Here is a 14,477-nt window from a genome sequence, read left to right on the forward strand (position 1 = left end):
ATGGTGAGTGAAGCGCCGCCTTTCTGGTGGGATAAACCTGATTGGCGCGCTTTGTCTTTGGCGCCTGCTGCCTGGCTCTACGGAGCCGTGGCGGGCCGTCGGCTTTTGAAAGCGGAACCACCAAAAATTTCTCTGCCGGTTCTTTGCGTGGGCAATTTTACCGTAGGTGGGGCCGGAAAAACACCGACTGCAATTGCTTTTTCTGCTGGTGCAAAAGCACGAGGTCTAAACCCCGGAATTGTCTCACGCGGATATGGCGGCGCTTACAAGGGACTACACGTTGTTGATCCCGCGCATGACAGTGCGCGTTACGTCGGAGATGAGCCACTCCTGCTGGCACGTCATGCTTCGGTGGCTCTCTGTCCTGATAGGCTAAAGGCGGCTCGATATTTACAGGCGCTCGGTTGCGATTTTATCATCATGGATGACGGTTTCCAGAGCGCACGACTTTTTGCCGATTTTTCGTTGCTGGTTGTGGATGCTGCCCGTGGTATTGGCAATGGTAAGGTCATACCGGCAGGCCCCCTGCGGGCTCCACTGACAGATCAAATGCGTAAGACCGACGCTTTGCTGCGTATCGGCAAAGGTGATGGTGCTGATTTCGTTATCCGTCAGGCAGCACGAGCAGGTAGACCGATATATGAAGCTCAGCTTAAGCCGTCGTCTACCGTACCGGTAGCGGGCAATCGTTGGCTTGCATTTGCGGGCATAGGTAATCCTGAAAAATTCTATGCAAGTGTTGCTGAAGCAGGCGGTGAGATTGTAGAAACACGCTCATTCCCCGATCATCACAGCTTTGCATCAGACGATATTCGCAATCTGACAGACACAGCACGTCGTCAGGGATTGGGATTGATCACTACGGCGAAGGATCAGGTGCGTCTGGCAACGATGATTGGAGTTCCTGCCGGTTTTCTGACGAAACTCGCTGTCCTTAACGTTGATCTCAAATTTGATCGCAACGATGCGCTTGATCACATTCTGGATACGGTCATCGAGCGCTTTAAAAGCCGTGTTGCAAGCTGATTTTAAGCCTTCTTTCGGCTACGCATTTCAGGATTGACTTCCAACTCACGTTCAAAAGAAATCAGGCCTGTTGCGTAGGGTTCCTGCCGCGAAACACTCCAATATTTGAGTTCATCGAGCGGGATATGGGCGCCTGTCACCGCGCACGCGACATAGGCTCCATGCCTGACGATTTCATAATCACCGTCGAGATAGCGCAGAACAGCTTCAGAAGAACGGGGGGATTCAAATTTATTCATGTGTGTAAAACCTTTGTAGCCGACTCTAGCAAGCGTCGTGCGTTGCGTCCAGCAGTACAACATCATACGTCGTTGTAATTCTATCAGCGCCTGCCAAATAGCCGTTCGATATCTGTCAGTTTCAGTTCGATGTAGGTTGGGCGACCGTGATTGCAGGTGCCTGAGCCGGGGGTGGCTTCCATTTCACGCAGGAGCGCATTCATTTCTTCAGGCTTCAACCGTCGCCCCGAGCGAACGGAACCATGACAGGCCATTGTTGCGGCCAAATGGTTCAACATGGCCTTCAATCCTTCAGATGTGTCGTGTTCCGCAATCTCATCCGAAAGATCGCGGATCAGCTGCTGCACGTTCATTTCTCCGAGCATTGCGGGCGTTTCACGCACTGCGATGGCACCGGGTCCGAATTGCTCGATGCCAAGGCCAAAGCGGGCAAGTGTTTCCGCGTGGGTTGCCAGTCGCTCGGCGTCTTCTTCTGGCAGATCCACAATTTCAGGAATAAGCAGCATTTGTCCCGGTATGGGGCGGGAATGCAGGGCGTTTTTCAACGCCTCGTAAACAAGACGTTCGTGAGCCGCATGCTGATCTACAATGACGAGACTGTCTTCGGTTTGGGAGACAATATAGTTCGCGTGGATTTGCGCGCGGGCTGCCCCGAGTGGCTTTTGCTGGAGTTCCACTGGTGCTTCGTCACGCGTCGCTCGGACATCTGCCGCCAGCACGTTAACGGTGGCGAGCGTCGCCTGGTCACTTTCCTGAAAGGAGCGTGCCGCTCCCAAGTCCAGCGGCCGATGCGCCGGATGTGCGGTCTGCGGTGACCATTCGGTTCTCGGCGAGAAAACTGCGGGGTGCCAGCTCCCCGATGCATAACCAGCCGAAGAAGGCCGCGATGTGAATGATGGTGAGGGCGGCTGGAATCCTTCTGCACGGAACGCTTGCAGCATGGCATCGGCACCGCTGGTCGCAGGCCGAATACCTGACTGCGCCAGTGCTTGTTTGATCGCCCCGACGATCAGTCCGCGCACGAGACCCGGATCACGGAAACGGACGTCAGCCTTGGCAGGATGCACATTAACGTCGACTAGTGCCGGGTCCAGCGTCAGAAACAGTACGGCAACCGGATGACGATCGCGTGCCATGACATCCGCATAGGCTCCACGCAATGCGCCGAAAAGCTGTTTGTCCCGCACCGGGCGCCCATTCACATAGGCGAACTGATGCAGGGCGTTGCCACGATTATGGGAGGGGATGCCGACAAACCCGGCCAGACGCACGCCGTCGCGTTCCGCGTCAATGGCAAGCGCATTTTCGCCGAATTCTTTTCCGAGCACCTGATTGATGCGCTCAAGCGTTGCTTCTGCGCCGCTGCCGGTTGCGGCCAGTTCCAGCGGTGTCCTGTCGGTGCCTGCAAGCGAAAAGCGGACATGGGGAAAGGCAATTGCGATGCGCTTGACGACGTCGGTTATGGCAGCAGCTTCCGCACGATCCGTTTTCATGAATTTGAGACGGGCAGGCGTCGCGTAAAAAAGATCGCGGACCTCGGCAATCGTCCCGCGATTGAGCGCGGAAGGACGGGGACCGTCGAGATGTCCGCCGGAAACCGATACTTCAAAGCCGGAGTCAGCGTCCTGCGGACGAGATTTGAGGGTCAGTTTTGCGACCGAGCCAATGGATGGCAGAGCCTCCCCACGAAACCCAAGTGCGCGAATGTCGTGCACATCGTCCGAAAGCTTGGAGGTACAATGGCGGGAGACTGCCAATGGAAGCTCATCGATCGGAATTCCCGAACCATTATCAGTCACGCGCAACAATGTCTTGCCACCGCCACCGGTCACGACCTCAATGCGGGTCGCGCCAGCGTCGATAGCATTTTCGACAAGTTCCTTGATAACGCTGGCGGGGCGTTCGATGACTTCCCCCGCCGCGATCTGGTTGATGATGGTTTCGCTTAAGTGTCGAATTGGCATGGTTGGACTATAGAAGGATTCGCTTCTGTAAAGAACACGCTTCTACAGCCTGTCCAGACTGCCTTTTGTGCATCTGACGGGCCGCCGAAGTGCACAGTATTGTTGACAGGTAACCACCTTACTGCGGGGCATAATCCTTATATGCTGGCAAATTCAAATCCTTAAGGCTGTCTGCATTGACAACTGCACGTGCCACGGCTTCTGCCATAACAGTCGCTGCAATTGCTCCAATCGCAGTTACATCGGCTTCCACGTCTTTTGCCTTGCCTGTGGAAAGTGCGAAGATCGTGTCACCGTCCCACATGGTATGGATTGGGTTGATTGTGCGCGCAAAACCGTCATGCGCCATGCCCGCAATCTTTTTCAGCTGAGCCTTGTCGAACGGGACGTTGGTCGCTATTGCGCCAATCGTGGTGTTGGCACCGCCGGACTTGACCACGCCATGGCCCTGCATGATGGCGGACATCGTATCACGGAAGCCCTTGCCGTCCTCGGTCCGCGCCCCAGCCAGAATCTGGCGTGAATTTGGCGCATAGACGTCACCAACAGCATTGACGGCAACAATCGCGCCGACAACGATTTCGGTGCCAGGCACCTTGTAACTGGCTGTGCCGAGCCCACCCTTCATGGCGTAGTCCATGCCGAACATTTTGCCGACGGTAGCGCCTGCACCAGCACCGATGTTGCCTTCTCCAGAAGCTTCAGCCTTGGCGGCCTGGCATGCCAGATAACCGGCTTCCTCATCGGGGCGGACAGAAAAATCTCCGACACCGAGATCCATCAGGATTGCTGCTGGTACAATCGGAACGACGCCTTTGCCGATCTTGAAGCCGAGATTGTTCTCTTCAAGATAACGCATAACGCCAGTCGCAGCCGCCAGACCATAGGCACTACCGCCTGAAAGCAGAATAGCTTGAACCTGCTGCACATAATTGATCGGATCGAGCAGATCGGTTTCACGCGTACCGGGCGCCGAACCGCGTACATCAACACCTGCGGAAGCGCCTTCTTCGCAGAGAAGAACGGTGCAGCCGGTCGGGCGTTTTGTTAGTGTGTGGTGTCCCAGCTTGATTCCGGGTACATCCGTGATGCTTCCACCCATAAGCTCCAGCATGCCTGCTCCTCCCTCAGTAGCTGCCGATGCCGCATTGACGACAAAGGGCATTGCCCCAAGTCCCGCAAGCGACTTGGCGAATGTTCTGCGATCCATGAACAGTTTTCTCCTCCATTTTCGCTCTATTGAGAGAGCGTATTCTTTTCGCGCGCCCGGCGCTGGCGCAGTACGTCTGCCACGTAGTCACGTGACAAAGCATGGTAGAGCGGCTCGTGAGAGATCAGCCGTGCAGTGCCGTAGCCCAGCATCGATGCGCACATGAGTGGAATGACGTTGTTATGATTGCCGGTCATTTCCAGAATGATGACGAATGCAGTCATCGGCGCTTGCACGACGCCGGCAAAGTAGCCTGCCATACCGAGAACAGCAGCAAGACTCGCACTGGTTCCAAGAACCAGGCCGATTGTGCTGCCCAGTCCCGCACCGACCGACAAAGAAGGTGCAAATATTCCGCCCGGTATCCCCGAAATCATGGAAAGGAGACCGGCAAGGAACTTCCCTATGAAATAAAGAGGTGGAAGAGCCAACCCTTCCACGGCGCTCCGTGCCTGATCGTAGCCTGCTCCAAAGGTCGATCCGCCGGACGCAATGCCAATGATAGCGACCAGAAGACCGCAAATTCCCGCGAAAAATACGGCATTGCGAAGAGGGGCCTTTTGTATGCGGCGTCGCACACGACGTCCTAGTTCGAGTGCGAGTGCACTGAAGGCAGCCCCGAATGCTCCACCAATTACACCGCACGCAATCACCAGAACCCAGTCTTTGCCGCTGGAAGCGGTAACGGTAGTCAGCCCGAAATAATTATAGTTTCCAACGAGGCCAAGTGAAGCAAGACCGGCGAGAATAACAGCAGATAATACGAGACCGTTGGTTCGTGCGGCGTAGGCGCGCCCCATCTCCTCAATAGCGAAGACAACACCTGCAAGGGGGGTATTGAACGCAGCCGCTATACCTGCGGCAGAGCCTGCAAGGATGAGACCACGCGCTTGTTCCATGCCGCCGAAACGCGCAGATTGCATCATGATGGACGCGCCGATCTGCACGGTTGGACCCTCACGACCGATAGATGCACCACTGAAAAGCCCGGCCAGAGTAAGAATGATCTTACCGATCGCGGTTTTGAGTGAAAGCAGCAGAGTTCGATCTTCATGATCGTGCAAATGGCGTGCGGCAATTGCTTGCGGAATGCCACTGCCTCCAGAATTTAGAAACCAGGATAAGGCTATCCAGGAGCAGGCCATAAACCCCACCGGCGTGATCAGCAGGGGAAGCCATGCACGCCAGCCGCTTCCACTTGTGAGGCTCTTGAACCAATCTTGTGCAATGTCCGCAGCTTCGGCAAAGCCTACACTGATAAGACCGATGGCCAATGCGCCGCACCAGAAGACCAGTCGCGGTTTCCAGACATGTGGTGAGATCCACATGGCTTTTGACCGGCGGATGAGTGGAACGCGTCTATAGGATTTTCTCACTTTGCCCCTGCAAGCCTGCTGCTGCCCGATTTCGATGTGTGCAGAGATTTATCACGTAAATCCTTATCGGTAACTGAAACTTGTCAGCAAAAGGCTTTCCATTTGGTCATAACCGTGTTACCAGCCGGTGCCAATTCAACCTAGCAAACCAGATGTGTCGCTGCTCCCGGACCTATTCCGGAGAGGCGGCTTTTCTCATTCGATAAAATCGGCAAAGGAATTGGCAATGGCTAAAATCGTGGAATCGCCCACTGGCGCTCTCGCTCTCACATTTGATGATGTGCTGTTGCAGCCGGGCCATTCCGAAGTAATGCCGGGGCAGGTTGATCTGCGCACGCGCATCGCCAAGGATATCGAGCTTAACCTTCCTCTTCTTTCTGCTGCCATGGATACGGTGACGGAATCCCGTCTGGCTATTGCGATGGCGCAGGCCGGTGGTATTGGCGTCATTCACCGTAATCTGACGCCGGAGCGTCAGGCGGAAGAAGTCCGTCAGGTAAAGAAATTTGAATCCGGCATGGTAGTAAATCCGGTTACCATCGGGCCGGATGCGACACTTGCCGACGCTCAGGCATTGATGAAGGCACATGGAATTTCGGGTATTCCGGTCGTTGAGAATGCTACCAAGGGTCCGGGGCGTATTGTCGGTATCCTGACCAATCGCGACGTCCGTTTTGCGTCCGATCCGAAGCAGAAAATCCACGAGCTGATGACCCGTGAGAACCTCATTACGGTTCGCGAGAATGTCAATCAGGACGAAGCAAAACGTCTGTTGCACGCTCATCGTATTGAAAAGCTTCTCGTTGTCGACGATCAGGGTCGTTGCGTTGGTCTTGTTACCGTCAAGGATATTGAAAAGTCGCAGCTCAATCCGAACGCCGCCAAGGACGCTCAGGGACGTCTGCGCGCTGCTGCAGCAACGAGCGTCGGCGAGGATGGTTACGAACGCGCCGAACGTTTGATTGAAGCCGGTGTCGATCTTCTGGTGGTGGACACGGCGCATGGCCATTCGCAGCGCGTTCTTGATGCAGTGGCCCGTATCAAGAAAGCCTATCCGAATATAGCAATTCTTGCAGGTAATGTGGCAACGACCGCTGGTACACAGGCACTGATTGATGCCGGTGCGGATGCGGTCAAGGTTGGTATCGGGCCGGGCTCGATCTGCACCACGCGTATTGTTGCCGGTGTCGGCGTTCCACAGCTTTCGGCCATTATGTCAGCCGTTGAAGCAGCGCAGAAGCAGAATATCCCGGTAATCGCTGATGGCGGCATCAAGTTTTCGGGCGATTTCGCCAAAGCGTTGGCCGCTGGAGCAGTCGCGGCAATGGCTGGTTCGCTGTTGGCCGGTACGGAAGAAAGCCCCGGCGAAGTCTATTTGCATCAGGGCCGCTCGTTCAAAGCCTATCGCGGTATGGGTTCGGTCGGTGCCATGGCGCGCGGCTCGGCTGATCGTTATTTCCAAGCGGAAGTGCGCGATGAGCTGAAGCTCGTACCGGAAGGCATCGAAGGACAGGTGGCTTACAAGGGGCCGATTTCCGCGGTCCTGCACCAACTTGCAGGCGGTTTGCGCGCTTCCATGGGCTATGTAGGCGCGAAGACGCTGGAGGAATTCCGCGAGAAAGCGACTTTTGTGCGCATTTCCAACGCCGGGTTGCGGGAAAGCCATTCGCATGGCGTTGCAATCACCCGCGAAAGCCCGAACTATCCCGGCGGCATGTAAACCTGTCTCATGGTATTCATGATAGGGCGGCTTTAGGCCGCCCTTTTATTTTGTGAATGCTGCCAGTTCCTTTGAACGAATGAAAAGCCCATTGGCGCTTTCCACGATACAATCACCAAGCGCCTGAAAATCTTTTCGGCGCATACTCTGTCGCCGCCAGAATAAGGCGATTTCCCGCTTTGGTTGCTCGCCGTCAAAGGGCACGATGCGCATATGATTGCTGCGTGCTTCCGCGCGCACCGCGATTTCGGGAATGAGAGTAAGGCCCATTCCATGACTCACCATTTGTAAAAGGGTGGTCATGCTGGTGGCACCATACTTTACGAGCTGGCGCTGAGAAGGCAGCGAACAAACAGCCAATGCCTGATCCCTCATGCAATGCCCCTCTTCCAACAGGAGTAAACGGTCGAGAGCGACGTTGTCCTGTGTAATAGGCGAAGCGAGAACCGTTTGATCATTAGTTGAGGTCGCAATCAGGAAGCGGTCATCGAACAGCTTTCTTTGGGCAAGCCGCTCATCATCAATGGGAAGGGCAGCGACAATTGCATCGATTTCACCCGCGTGCAGTTCATCAAGAAGTTTCGCGGTTACGCTTTCTCGCAATTGGAGGCGGAATGACGGATGCCGTTCGCGCAAAAGAGGGATGAGAACCGGGACCAAATACGGAGCAACAGTCGGAATGATGCCCAGCCGCAGCCGTGTTTGTAACAATCCCCGGCTTTGCGCGGCTATTTCCTCAAGTGTGTGGAGTTCGCGCAAGATGGTCTGGATACCCGGATAAAGCTGCTTGCCGAGCTCCGTCATGATCACCTGTCGCTGCGAGCGCTCGAAAAGGGGCGCGCCTGCAAGAGCTTCCATTTCCGCGATCTGGGCCGAAAGGGCCGGCTGGGACACGTGTGCCAGTTGCGCGGCTTTGCGGAAATGCAGCGTGGCGGCAAGCGCTTCGAAATAGCGCATTTGACGTACTGTAAACATGATAAGAAAAACTTATCGAAAATAATCGGAAAAGCAATTGGAGATTATGATTGGAATAGGTCTAATCTGAGCCAGTTACCTAGCCACGGCGCGACACGGACGAACTGTGTCGTGCTTATAGCAAGGCTAGTTGTATTCCAATATTGGCTTTTCAGGAGGGAATTCCCATGACAGATCGCCCAATTATGACGACGAGTGCAGGCGCTCCGATACCGGACAACCAGAATTCCCTGAGCGCAGGTGAGCGCGGCCCGCTTTTAATGCAGGACTATCAGCTCATTGAAAAACTAAGCCATCAAAACCGCGAACGTATCCCGGAACGTGCCGTTCATGCCAAGGGCTGGGGCGCTTATGGTACGCTGACCATCACCGGCGATATTTCGAAATACACCAAGGCCAAGGCACTGCAGCCGGGTGCCCAGACGCCGATGCTGGCGCGTTTTTCGACCGTTGCCGGCGAGCAGGGTGCTGCTGATGCCGAGCGCGACGTGCGCGGCTTTGCTCTCAAGTTCTATACGGAGGAAGGTAACTGGGATCTGGTCGGCAACAACACCCCTGTGTTCTTTGTACGCGACCCGGTCAAGTTCCCGGATTTCATCCACACCCAGAAGCGTCATCCCAAGACGAACCTGCGTTCGGCGACCGCTATGTGGGACTTCTGGTCGCTTTCGCCCGAAAGCCTGCATCAGGTGACGATCCTAATGTCCGATCGCGGCTTGCCAACCGATGTGCGTCATATCAACGGTTATGGTTCTCACACCTATTCGTTCTGGAACGATGCCGGTGAACGCTATTGGGTCAAGTTCCATTTCAAGACCATGCAGGGCCACAAGCACTGGACCAATGCTGAAGCCGAAGGTGTGATTGGTCGCACGCGAGAATCCACGCAGGAAGACTTGTTCACTTCCATCGATAAGGGCAATTTCCCGAAGTGGAAGGTTCAGGTGCAGATCATGCCGGAACTCGACGCCGACAAGACACCGTACAATCCGTTTGATCTTACCAAAGTCTGGCCGCATGCGGACTATCCGCCGATCGATATCGGTATCATGGAGCTGAACCGTAATCCGGAAAACTACTTCACCGAGATTGAAAATGCGGCTTTCTCACCGTCGAACATCGTGCCGGGTATCAGCTATTCACCCGACAAGATGTTGCAGGCGCGTATTTTCTCCTATGCGGATGCGCATCGTCATCGCCTTGGCACGCATTACGAAAGCATTCCGGTCAATCAGCCGAAGTGCCCGGTTCATCACTATCACCGTGATGGTCAGATGAATGTCTATGGCGGTATCAAGACCGGCAATCCGGACGCCTATTACGAGCCGAATTCGTTTAACGGCCCGGTCGAACAGCCGTCGGCCAAGGAGCCGCCGTTGCGCATTTCCGGCGATGCCGCCCGTTATGACCATCGTGTGGGAAATGACGATTACTCGCAGCCGCGGGCCTTGTTCAATCTGTTCGATGACGGACAGAAACAGCGTCTGTTCTCCAATATTGCGGCGGCAATGGGTGGAGTTCCGGGCTTCATCGTTGAGCGCCAGCTCGGCCACTTCAAGCTGATCCATCCCGACTATGAGGCTGGTGTGCGCAAAGCCTTGAAGGATGCACATGGTTATGAAGCCAACACGATTGCTACAAGTGAAGAGGCAACGGCAGCCGAATAAACCGTGTTTATAAGACAGAAAGAAAGCCGGAGCTCGTTGCTCCGGCTTTTTTGTTTTGATTTGCCGATTGCCTTTTCCCTGCAAGGAAGGCTATGCCCGAGCAGGCATTCGAGAAGGAGACACAATGCGGCTTGGCGGACGCCTGCAGGCGGCTATCGAGGTATTGGATCAGATTGAAGCGGGTACACGCCCGGCTTCTGACGTGCTGAAGGATTGGGGCGCTTCCCATCGTTTCGCAGGTGCGGGTGACCGCGCTGTGATCGGCAACATCGTCTATGATGCGCTGCGCCGCAAGTTGTCCATCGCGTGGCGAATGGATGGCGATGATGCGCGCGCTCTGGCTTTTGGCGCACTATTGGCCGACGGCGGCATGGATATTGCGACCATCGACGCTGCTCTCGATGGAGACAAGTTTGCGCCGAAAGTGCTGGAGCAGCCGCGTCGTATTGCTTGGGAAAGCAGGGATGTCACTGAAGCGCCTGCCCATGTTCAGGCGGATGTGCCCGAATGGTGTGCATCGTCGCTTGAGGAACTTTTCGGCGCGCGCTGGGTGGATGAAGGCAGGGCGCTGGCAACGCGACCGCCAGTCGATCTTCGTGTGAACAGTTTGAAGGCGACGCCGGAAAAAACGCTCACAGCACTTGAAAAGGCTGGTGCTGCACCCGCGCCGTTCCTTGCGCAGGCGCTACGCATCCCGCCGATTGAAGCACTTGGACGCCATCCGAATGTGCAGGGCGAGCAGGCCTTTCTCGACGGCTGGTTCGAGGTCCAGGATTTGGGGTCACAGCTTGCTGCGCTCTTTGCCGGTGCCAAACCCGGCCAGCAGGTACTGGACTATTGCGCTGGAGCTGGTGGAAAGACATTGGCTTTGGCCGCTGCGATGCAGAATAGCGGTCAAATTCATGCCTATGATGCTGAACGTGCGCGGCTTTCGCCCATGCATGAGCGGCTACAGCGTGCTGGGGTGCGTAACACGCAGGTCCATGGAAATCTCGATGCACTGGACCCACTGACAGGGCAGATGGATCTCGTGCTGACCGATGCGCCTTGCACTGGTTCCGGCACATGGCGCCGCCGCCCGGATGCGAAATGGCGGTTGAACGACCAGCAGCTTGAGCGGCGCGTTCAAGACCAGAAGGAAGTGCTGGAATCTGCCAAGCATTATGTGAAGCCGGGCGGACGTCTGGCCTATATTACCTGTTCATTGTTCGCAGAAGAAAACACGAGACAGATTGCACAGTTTCTCACAGGGAATGCTGATTTTACGGAAGTTGCGCCAGAGGCTTTGTGGGATACAATTGTAGCGGACGCTGGTGATGTGAAGCCAGTATTCTCGTCGCACGGCGCGGTATTCTCGCCATTGTCCACTGGCACTGACGGGTTTTATGTGAGCCTTCTGCAGAGATCAAACTAAAGCATTTCCAGCAAAAGTGCGAAGCGGTTTTGCGTTGGATAATGCGTGATAATAGATGGAAAGAACGGGGGGACGATGTCAGCGCATCGTGTAGCAGAACCGGATTTCAAAGAGCGCGTCGAGGAAAGTTTTGGTCGGCAGGCAGCCATGAAACTGATAGGCGCTGAACTGACACGGTGTGAGCCCGGTATCGTTGAAGTTGAGATGCCGTTTCGAGAGGAGCTGACGCAACAGCATGGCATTCTCCATGCGGGCATGATTTCTGCTGCTCTTGATTCTGCTTGCGGCTATGCGGCACTGACGCTGATGCCTTCCGACGCGGCTGTACTGACCATCGAATTCAAAGTGAATCTGCTTGCTCCGGGCAAAGGGGAACGTTTCCTCTTTCGTGGCGAGGTCACCAAACCCGGACGGACGATCATGGTTAGTGATGGACAGGCATTCGCCGTAACCGACACGGAAGTGCGCCTGATCGCAACCATGACCGGAACAATGATGGTCGTGCAGGACAGAAAAGGCCTGCAGGGATGATTAAAACTGTCGCCGGAAAGCGTCTCCTCTACGTCATGGCAGTGGATGCCGAATATGGACGTCATTTGGCGAAACTCTTTACGCCGGTCATGATCGGGGTAGGGCCAGTCGAGGCGGCTGCCAATCTCGCATATGCTCTTGCAGGTCTGGCGCAGGCTGGAGAAAAGCCCGACCTCGTGGTCTCGCTTGGCTCAGCAGGCTCAGCCAGATTACCGCAAGCTGAAGTGTTTCAGGTATCTTCCGTATCCTATCGCGATATGGATGCTTCACCTCTCGGGTTTGAAAAAGGCGCAACGCCTTTTCTCGATCTTCCCAAAGTGATCGAGCTCCCGGTTTCTGTACCAGAAATCCCTGTCGCTTCGCTCTCAACAGGTGCCAATATCGTTTCCGACAAAGCCTATATGACGGTTGATGCGGATATGGTTGATATGGAAACCTATGCCTGTCTGCGCGCATGCCAGCTCGCAGGAATTCCGCTTTTTGGGCTTCGCGGTATTTCCGATGGTGCAAGCGAGTTGCAGCATGTGGGGGACTGGACACAGTATCTGCACATTATCGATGAAAAACTGGCCCATGCGGTCGAGCGATTGGAGGCTGCAATTGCGGATGGTCTCCTGCCGGCTCCTGACAATGGTATGTCAGTATAGGTCGATTTTTGGCAACGCACTTGTTGAGCACGATGCCTATAACCCATATAGGCATTGCATCTCGGTCACTTTTTAAATAGATGCTGCACATGAGCACCACGGCACATCCCGACACAATCCTAATCATCGACTTTGGCAGCCAGGTTACGCAGCTGATTGCGCGTCGCGTGCGCGAAGCCAGTGTCTATTGTGAAATCGTCCCTTTCCAGTCTGCGGAAGAGGCTTTCAAGCGGCTGAAGCCGAAAGGTGTTATCCTTTCAGGCAGCCCCCATTCGACGACTGATATTGGGTCGCCGCGAGCGCCGCAGGCCGTTTTCGAAGAAGGCATTCCGGTCCTCGGCATCTGCTATGGTGAACAGACGATGTGCGCCCAGTTGGGTGGTAAAGTCGAAAGTGGCCATGATCGCGAATTCGGTCGTGCTTTCTTGGATGTGCAGGAAGATAGCCCTCTCTTCGAAGGCATCTGGGCCAAGGGCACCCGTCATCAGGTCTGGATGAGCCATGGTGACCGTGTTACGTCGTTGCCCGATGGTTTTACCATTATAGGCACTTCGCCAAACGCACCTTTTGCGGCTATCGCTGACGAGAAGCGCAAATATTACGGCGTGCAGTTCCACCCGGAAGTCGTGCATACGCCGGACGGTGCAAAACTTCTTCAGAATTTCGTTCATCGTATCGTCGGTGTGAAGCCGGGCTGGACCATGGGCGCCTATCGCGAACAGGCAGTTGAGGCGATCCGCAAGCAGGTTGGTAGCGGCAAGGTTATCTGTGCGCTTTCCGGCGGTGTGGATTCTTCTGTTGCAGCACTCCTGGCGCATGAAGCCATCGGCGATCAGCTGACGTGTATTCTGGTTGATCACGGGCTGATGCGTAAAAACGAAGCTAACCAAGTCGTTGAAATGTTCCGCGAGCATTACAACCTGCCGCTCATTCTCGTTGATGCTGCTGATCGTTTCATCGGCGAGCTGGAAGGCGAAACCGATCCTGAAAAGAAGCGCAAGACGATTGGCCGTCTCTTCATCGAAGTGTTCGAGGAAGAAGCAAAGAAGCTCGGCGGTGCGGATTTCCTCGTGCAGGGCACGCTCTATCCGGACGTTATCGAAAGCGTTTCGTTTACCGGCGGTCCTTCTGTCACGATCAAGTCGCACCACAATGTAGGTGGTCTGCCGGAGCGCATGAAGATGCAGCTCGTCGAACCACTGCGTGAACTGTTCAAGGACGAGGTACGCTTGCTCGGCAAGGAACTCGGCCTGCCGGATAGCTTCATCGGCCGCCATCCGTTCCCGGGACCGGGTCTCGCTATCCGCTGCCCGGGCGGTATTACGCGCGAGAAACTCGAGATTCTGCGCGAAGCCGACGCGATCTATCTGGACGAAATCCGCAAGGCTGGTCTCTATGATGCCATCTGGCAGGCTTTTGCCGTTCTGTTGCCAGTCCAGACCGTCGGTGTGATGGGCGATGGTCGTACCTACGAATTCGTCTGTGCGCTGCGTGCTGTGACATCGGTGGACGGCATGACTGCTGATTTCTATCACTACGATATGAATTTCCTCGGCAATGCGGCAACTCGCATCATCAACGAGGTACGCGGCATCAATCGTGTTGTTTATGACGTGACGTCAAAGCCGCCCGGCACGATCGAGTGGGAATGATTTGGGTTCGCCTATCACACCAAATGTGATTTAAATCGCCGAAAACCCTTTGGATT

General features: G+C 55.3%; 12 protein-coding genes. 7 read left to right on the forward strand and 5 right to left on the reverse strand.

Annotated elements, in window-relative coordinates:
• Positions 1-1,026: a tetraacyldisaccharide 4'-kinase gene (lpxK, locus tag CES86_RS18450; protein WP_029927964.1), complete on the forward strand. Its 1,026-nt coding sequence runs from the start codon at positions 1-3 to the stop codon at positions 1,024-1,026.
• Between the two features lie 2 nt (positions 1,027-1,028).
• On the opposite strand, the gene CES86_RS18455 is transcribed toward lpxK, so the two are convergent.
• The 4 genes from CES86_RS18455 to CES86_RS18470 all read right to left on the reverse strand — a co-directional run bounded on the left by CES86_RS18455 (position 1,029) and on the right by CES86_RS18470 (position 5,815).
• Positions 1,029-1,265 (reverse strand): DUF2093 domain-containing protein, encoded by a 237-nt coding sequence (locus tag CES86_RS18455; RefSeq protein ID WP_010661012.1) that lies wholly within the window; start codon positions 1,263-1,265, stop codon positions 1,029-1,031.
• Positions 1,266-1,348: 83 nt separating this feature from the next.
• The gene (gene mutL, locus CES86_RS18460; protein WP_094515056.1) at positions 1,349-3,229 is read right to left on the reverse strand and encodes a DNA mismatch repair endonuclease MutL; all 1,881 of its coding nucleotides are present in this window, start codon (positions 3,227-3,229) and stop codon (positions 1,349-1,351) included.
• 118 nt (positions 3,230-3,347) lie between these two features.
• Positions 3,348-4,439, reverse strand: coding sequence for a P1 family peptidase (locus CES86_RS18465; protein ID WP_010661014.1), 1,092 nt, complete (start codon positions 4,437-4,439; stop codon positions 3,348-3,350).
• Positions 4,440-4,465: 26 nt separating this feature from the next.
• Positions 4,466-5,815 (reverse strand): chloride channel protein, encoded by a 1,350-nt coding sequence (locus CES86_RS18470; protein ID WP_029927962.1) that lies wholly within the window; start codon positions 5,813-5,815, stop codon positions 4,466-4,468.
• A gap of 226 nt (positions 5,816-6,041) precedes the next feature.
• Here CES86_RS18470 and guaB point away from each other — a divergent pair, with 226 nt between their 5' ends.
• Positions 6,042-7,535 (forward strand): IMP dehydrogenase, encoded by a 1,494-nt coding sequence (guaB, locus tag CES86_RS18475; RefSeq protein WP_094515057.1) that lies wholly within the window; start codon positions 6,042-6,044, stop codon positions 7,533-7,535.
• A 45-nt stretch (positions 7,536-7,580) separates the two neighbouring features.
• Here the strand turns inward: guaB and CES86_RS18480 are convergent, their stop codons facing one another.
• Positions 7,581-8,510: a hydrogen peroxide-inducible genes activator gene (locus CES86_RS18480; RefSeq protein WP_094515058.1), complete on the reverse strand. Its 930-nt coding sequence runs from the start codon at positions 8,508-8,510 to the stop codon at positions 7,581-7,583.
• Between the two features lie 167 nt (positions 8,511-8,677).
• Here CES86_RS18480 and katA point away from each other — a divergent pair, with 167 nt between their 5' ends.
• From katA to guaA, 5 genes are all read left to right on the forward strand, one after another.
• Positions 8,678-10,177, forward strand: a complete 1,500-nt coding sequence (gene katA, locus CES86_RS18485; protein WP_029927960.1) for a catalase KatA — start codon at positions 8,678-8,680, stop codon at positions 10,175-10,177.
• 124 nt (positions 10,178-10,301) lie between these two features.
• Complete coding sequence (locus CES86_RS18490) at positions 10,302-11,591, forward strand: RsmB/NOP family class I SAM-dependent RNA methyltransferase (RefSeq protein WP_029927958.1); 1,290 nt, start codon at positions 10,302-10,304, stop codon at positions 11,589-11,591.
• A gap of 75 nt (positions 11,592-11,666) precedes the next feature.
• On the forward strand, positions 11,667-12,122 hold the full coding sequence (locus tag CES86_RS18495) for a PaaI family thioesterase (protein WP_010661020.1): 456 nt from the start codon (positions 11,667-11,669) through the stop codon (positions 12,120-12,122).
• Entirely contained in the window at positions 12,119-12,769 is a 651-nt protein-coding gene (locus CES86_RS18500) for a 5'-methylthioadenosine/S-adenosylhomocysteine nucleosidase (protein WP_029927956.1), read from the forward strand. The genes CES86_RS18495 and CES86_RS18500 overlap by 4 nt, the downstream gene beginning before the upstream one ends.
• Positions 12,770-12,858: 89 nt before the next feature.
• Positions 12,859-14,421, forward strand: a complete 1,563-nt coding sequence (guaA, locus tag CES86_RS18505) for a glutamine-hydrolyzing GMP synthase (RefSeq protein ID WP_029927954.1) — start codon at positions 12,859-12,861, stop codon at positions 14,419-14,421.
• Positions 14,422-14,477: the final 56 nt, after the last annotated feature.

Source organism: Brucella lupini (assembly GCF_002252535.1).
GTDB lineage: Bacteria > Pseudomonadota > Alphaproteobacteria > Rhizobiales > Rhizobiaceae > Brucella > Brucella anthropi.

Excerpts from the sequence above, each read along its gene's own strand:
- CES86_RS18500 (WP_029927956.1), top strand. The coding sequence starts at position 12,119 with ATGATTAAAACTGTCGCCGGAAAGCGTCTCCTCTACGTCATGGCAGTG.
- CES86_RS18455 (WP_010661012.1), bottom strand. The coding sequence starts at position 1,265 with ATGAATAAATTTGAATCCCCCCGTTCTTCTGAAGCTGTTCTGCGCTAT.
- CES86_RS18495 (WP_010661020.1), top strand. The coding sequence starts at position 11,667 with ATGTCAGCGCATCGTGTAGCAGAACCGGATTTCAAAGAGCGCGTCGAG.
- CES86_RS18465 (WP_010661014.1), bottom strand. The coding sequence starts at position 4,439 with ATGGATCGCAGAACATTCGCCAAGTCGCTTGCGGGACTTGGGGCAATG.
- mutL (WP_094515056.1), bottom strand. The coding sequence starts at position 3,229 with ATGCCAATTCGACACTTAAGCGAAACCATCATCAACCAGATCGCGGCG.
- CES86_RS18480 (WP_094515058.1), bottom strand. The coding sequence starts at position 8,510 with ATGTTTACAGTACGTCAAATGCGCTATTTCGAAGCGCTTGCCGCCACG.
- lpxK (WP_029927964.1), top strand. The coding sequence starts at position 1 with ATGGTGAGTGAAGCGCCGCCTTTCTGGTGGGATAAACCTGATTGGCGC.
- guaA (WP_029927954.1), top strand. The coding sequence starts at position 12,859 with ATGAGCACCACGGCACATCCCGACACAATCCTAATCATCGACTTTGGC.
- CES86_RS18490 (WP_029927958.1), top strand. The coding sequence starts at position 10,302 with ATGCGGCTTGGCGGACGCCTGCAGGCGGCTATCGAGGTATTGGATCAG.
- guaB (WP_094515057.1), top strand. The coding sequence starts at position 6,042 with ATGGCTAAAATCGTGGAATCGCCCACTGGCGCTCTCGCTCTCACATTT.
- katA (WP_029927960.1), top strand. The coding sequence starts at position 8,678 with ATGACAGATCGCCCAATTATGACGACGAGTGCAGGCGCTCCGATACCG.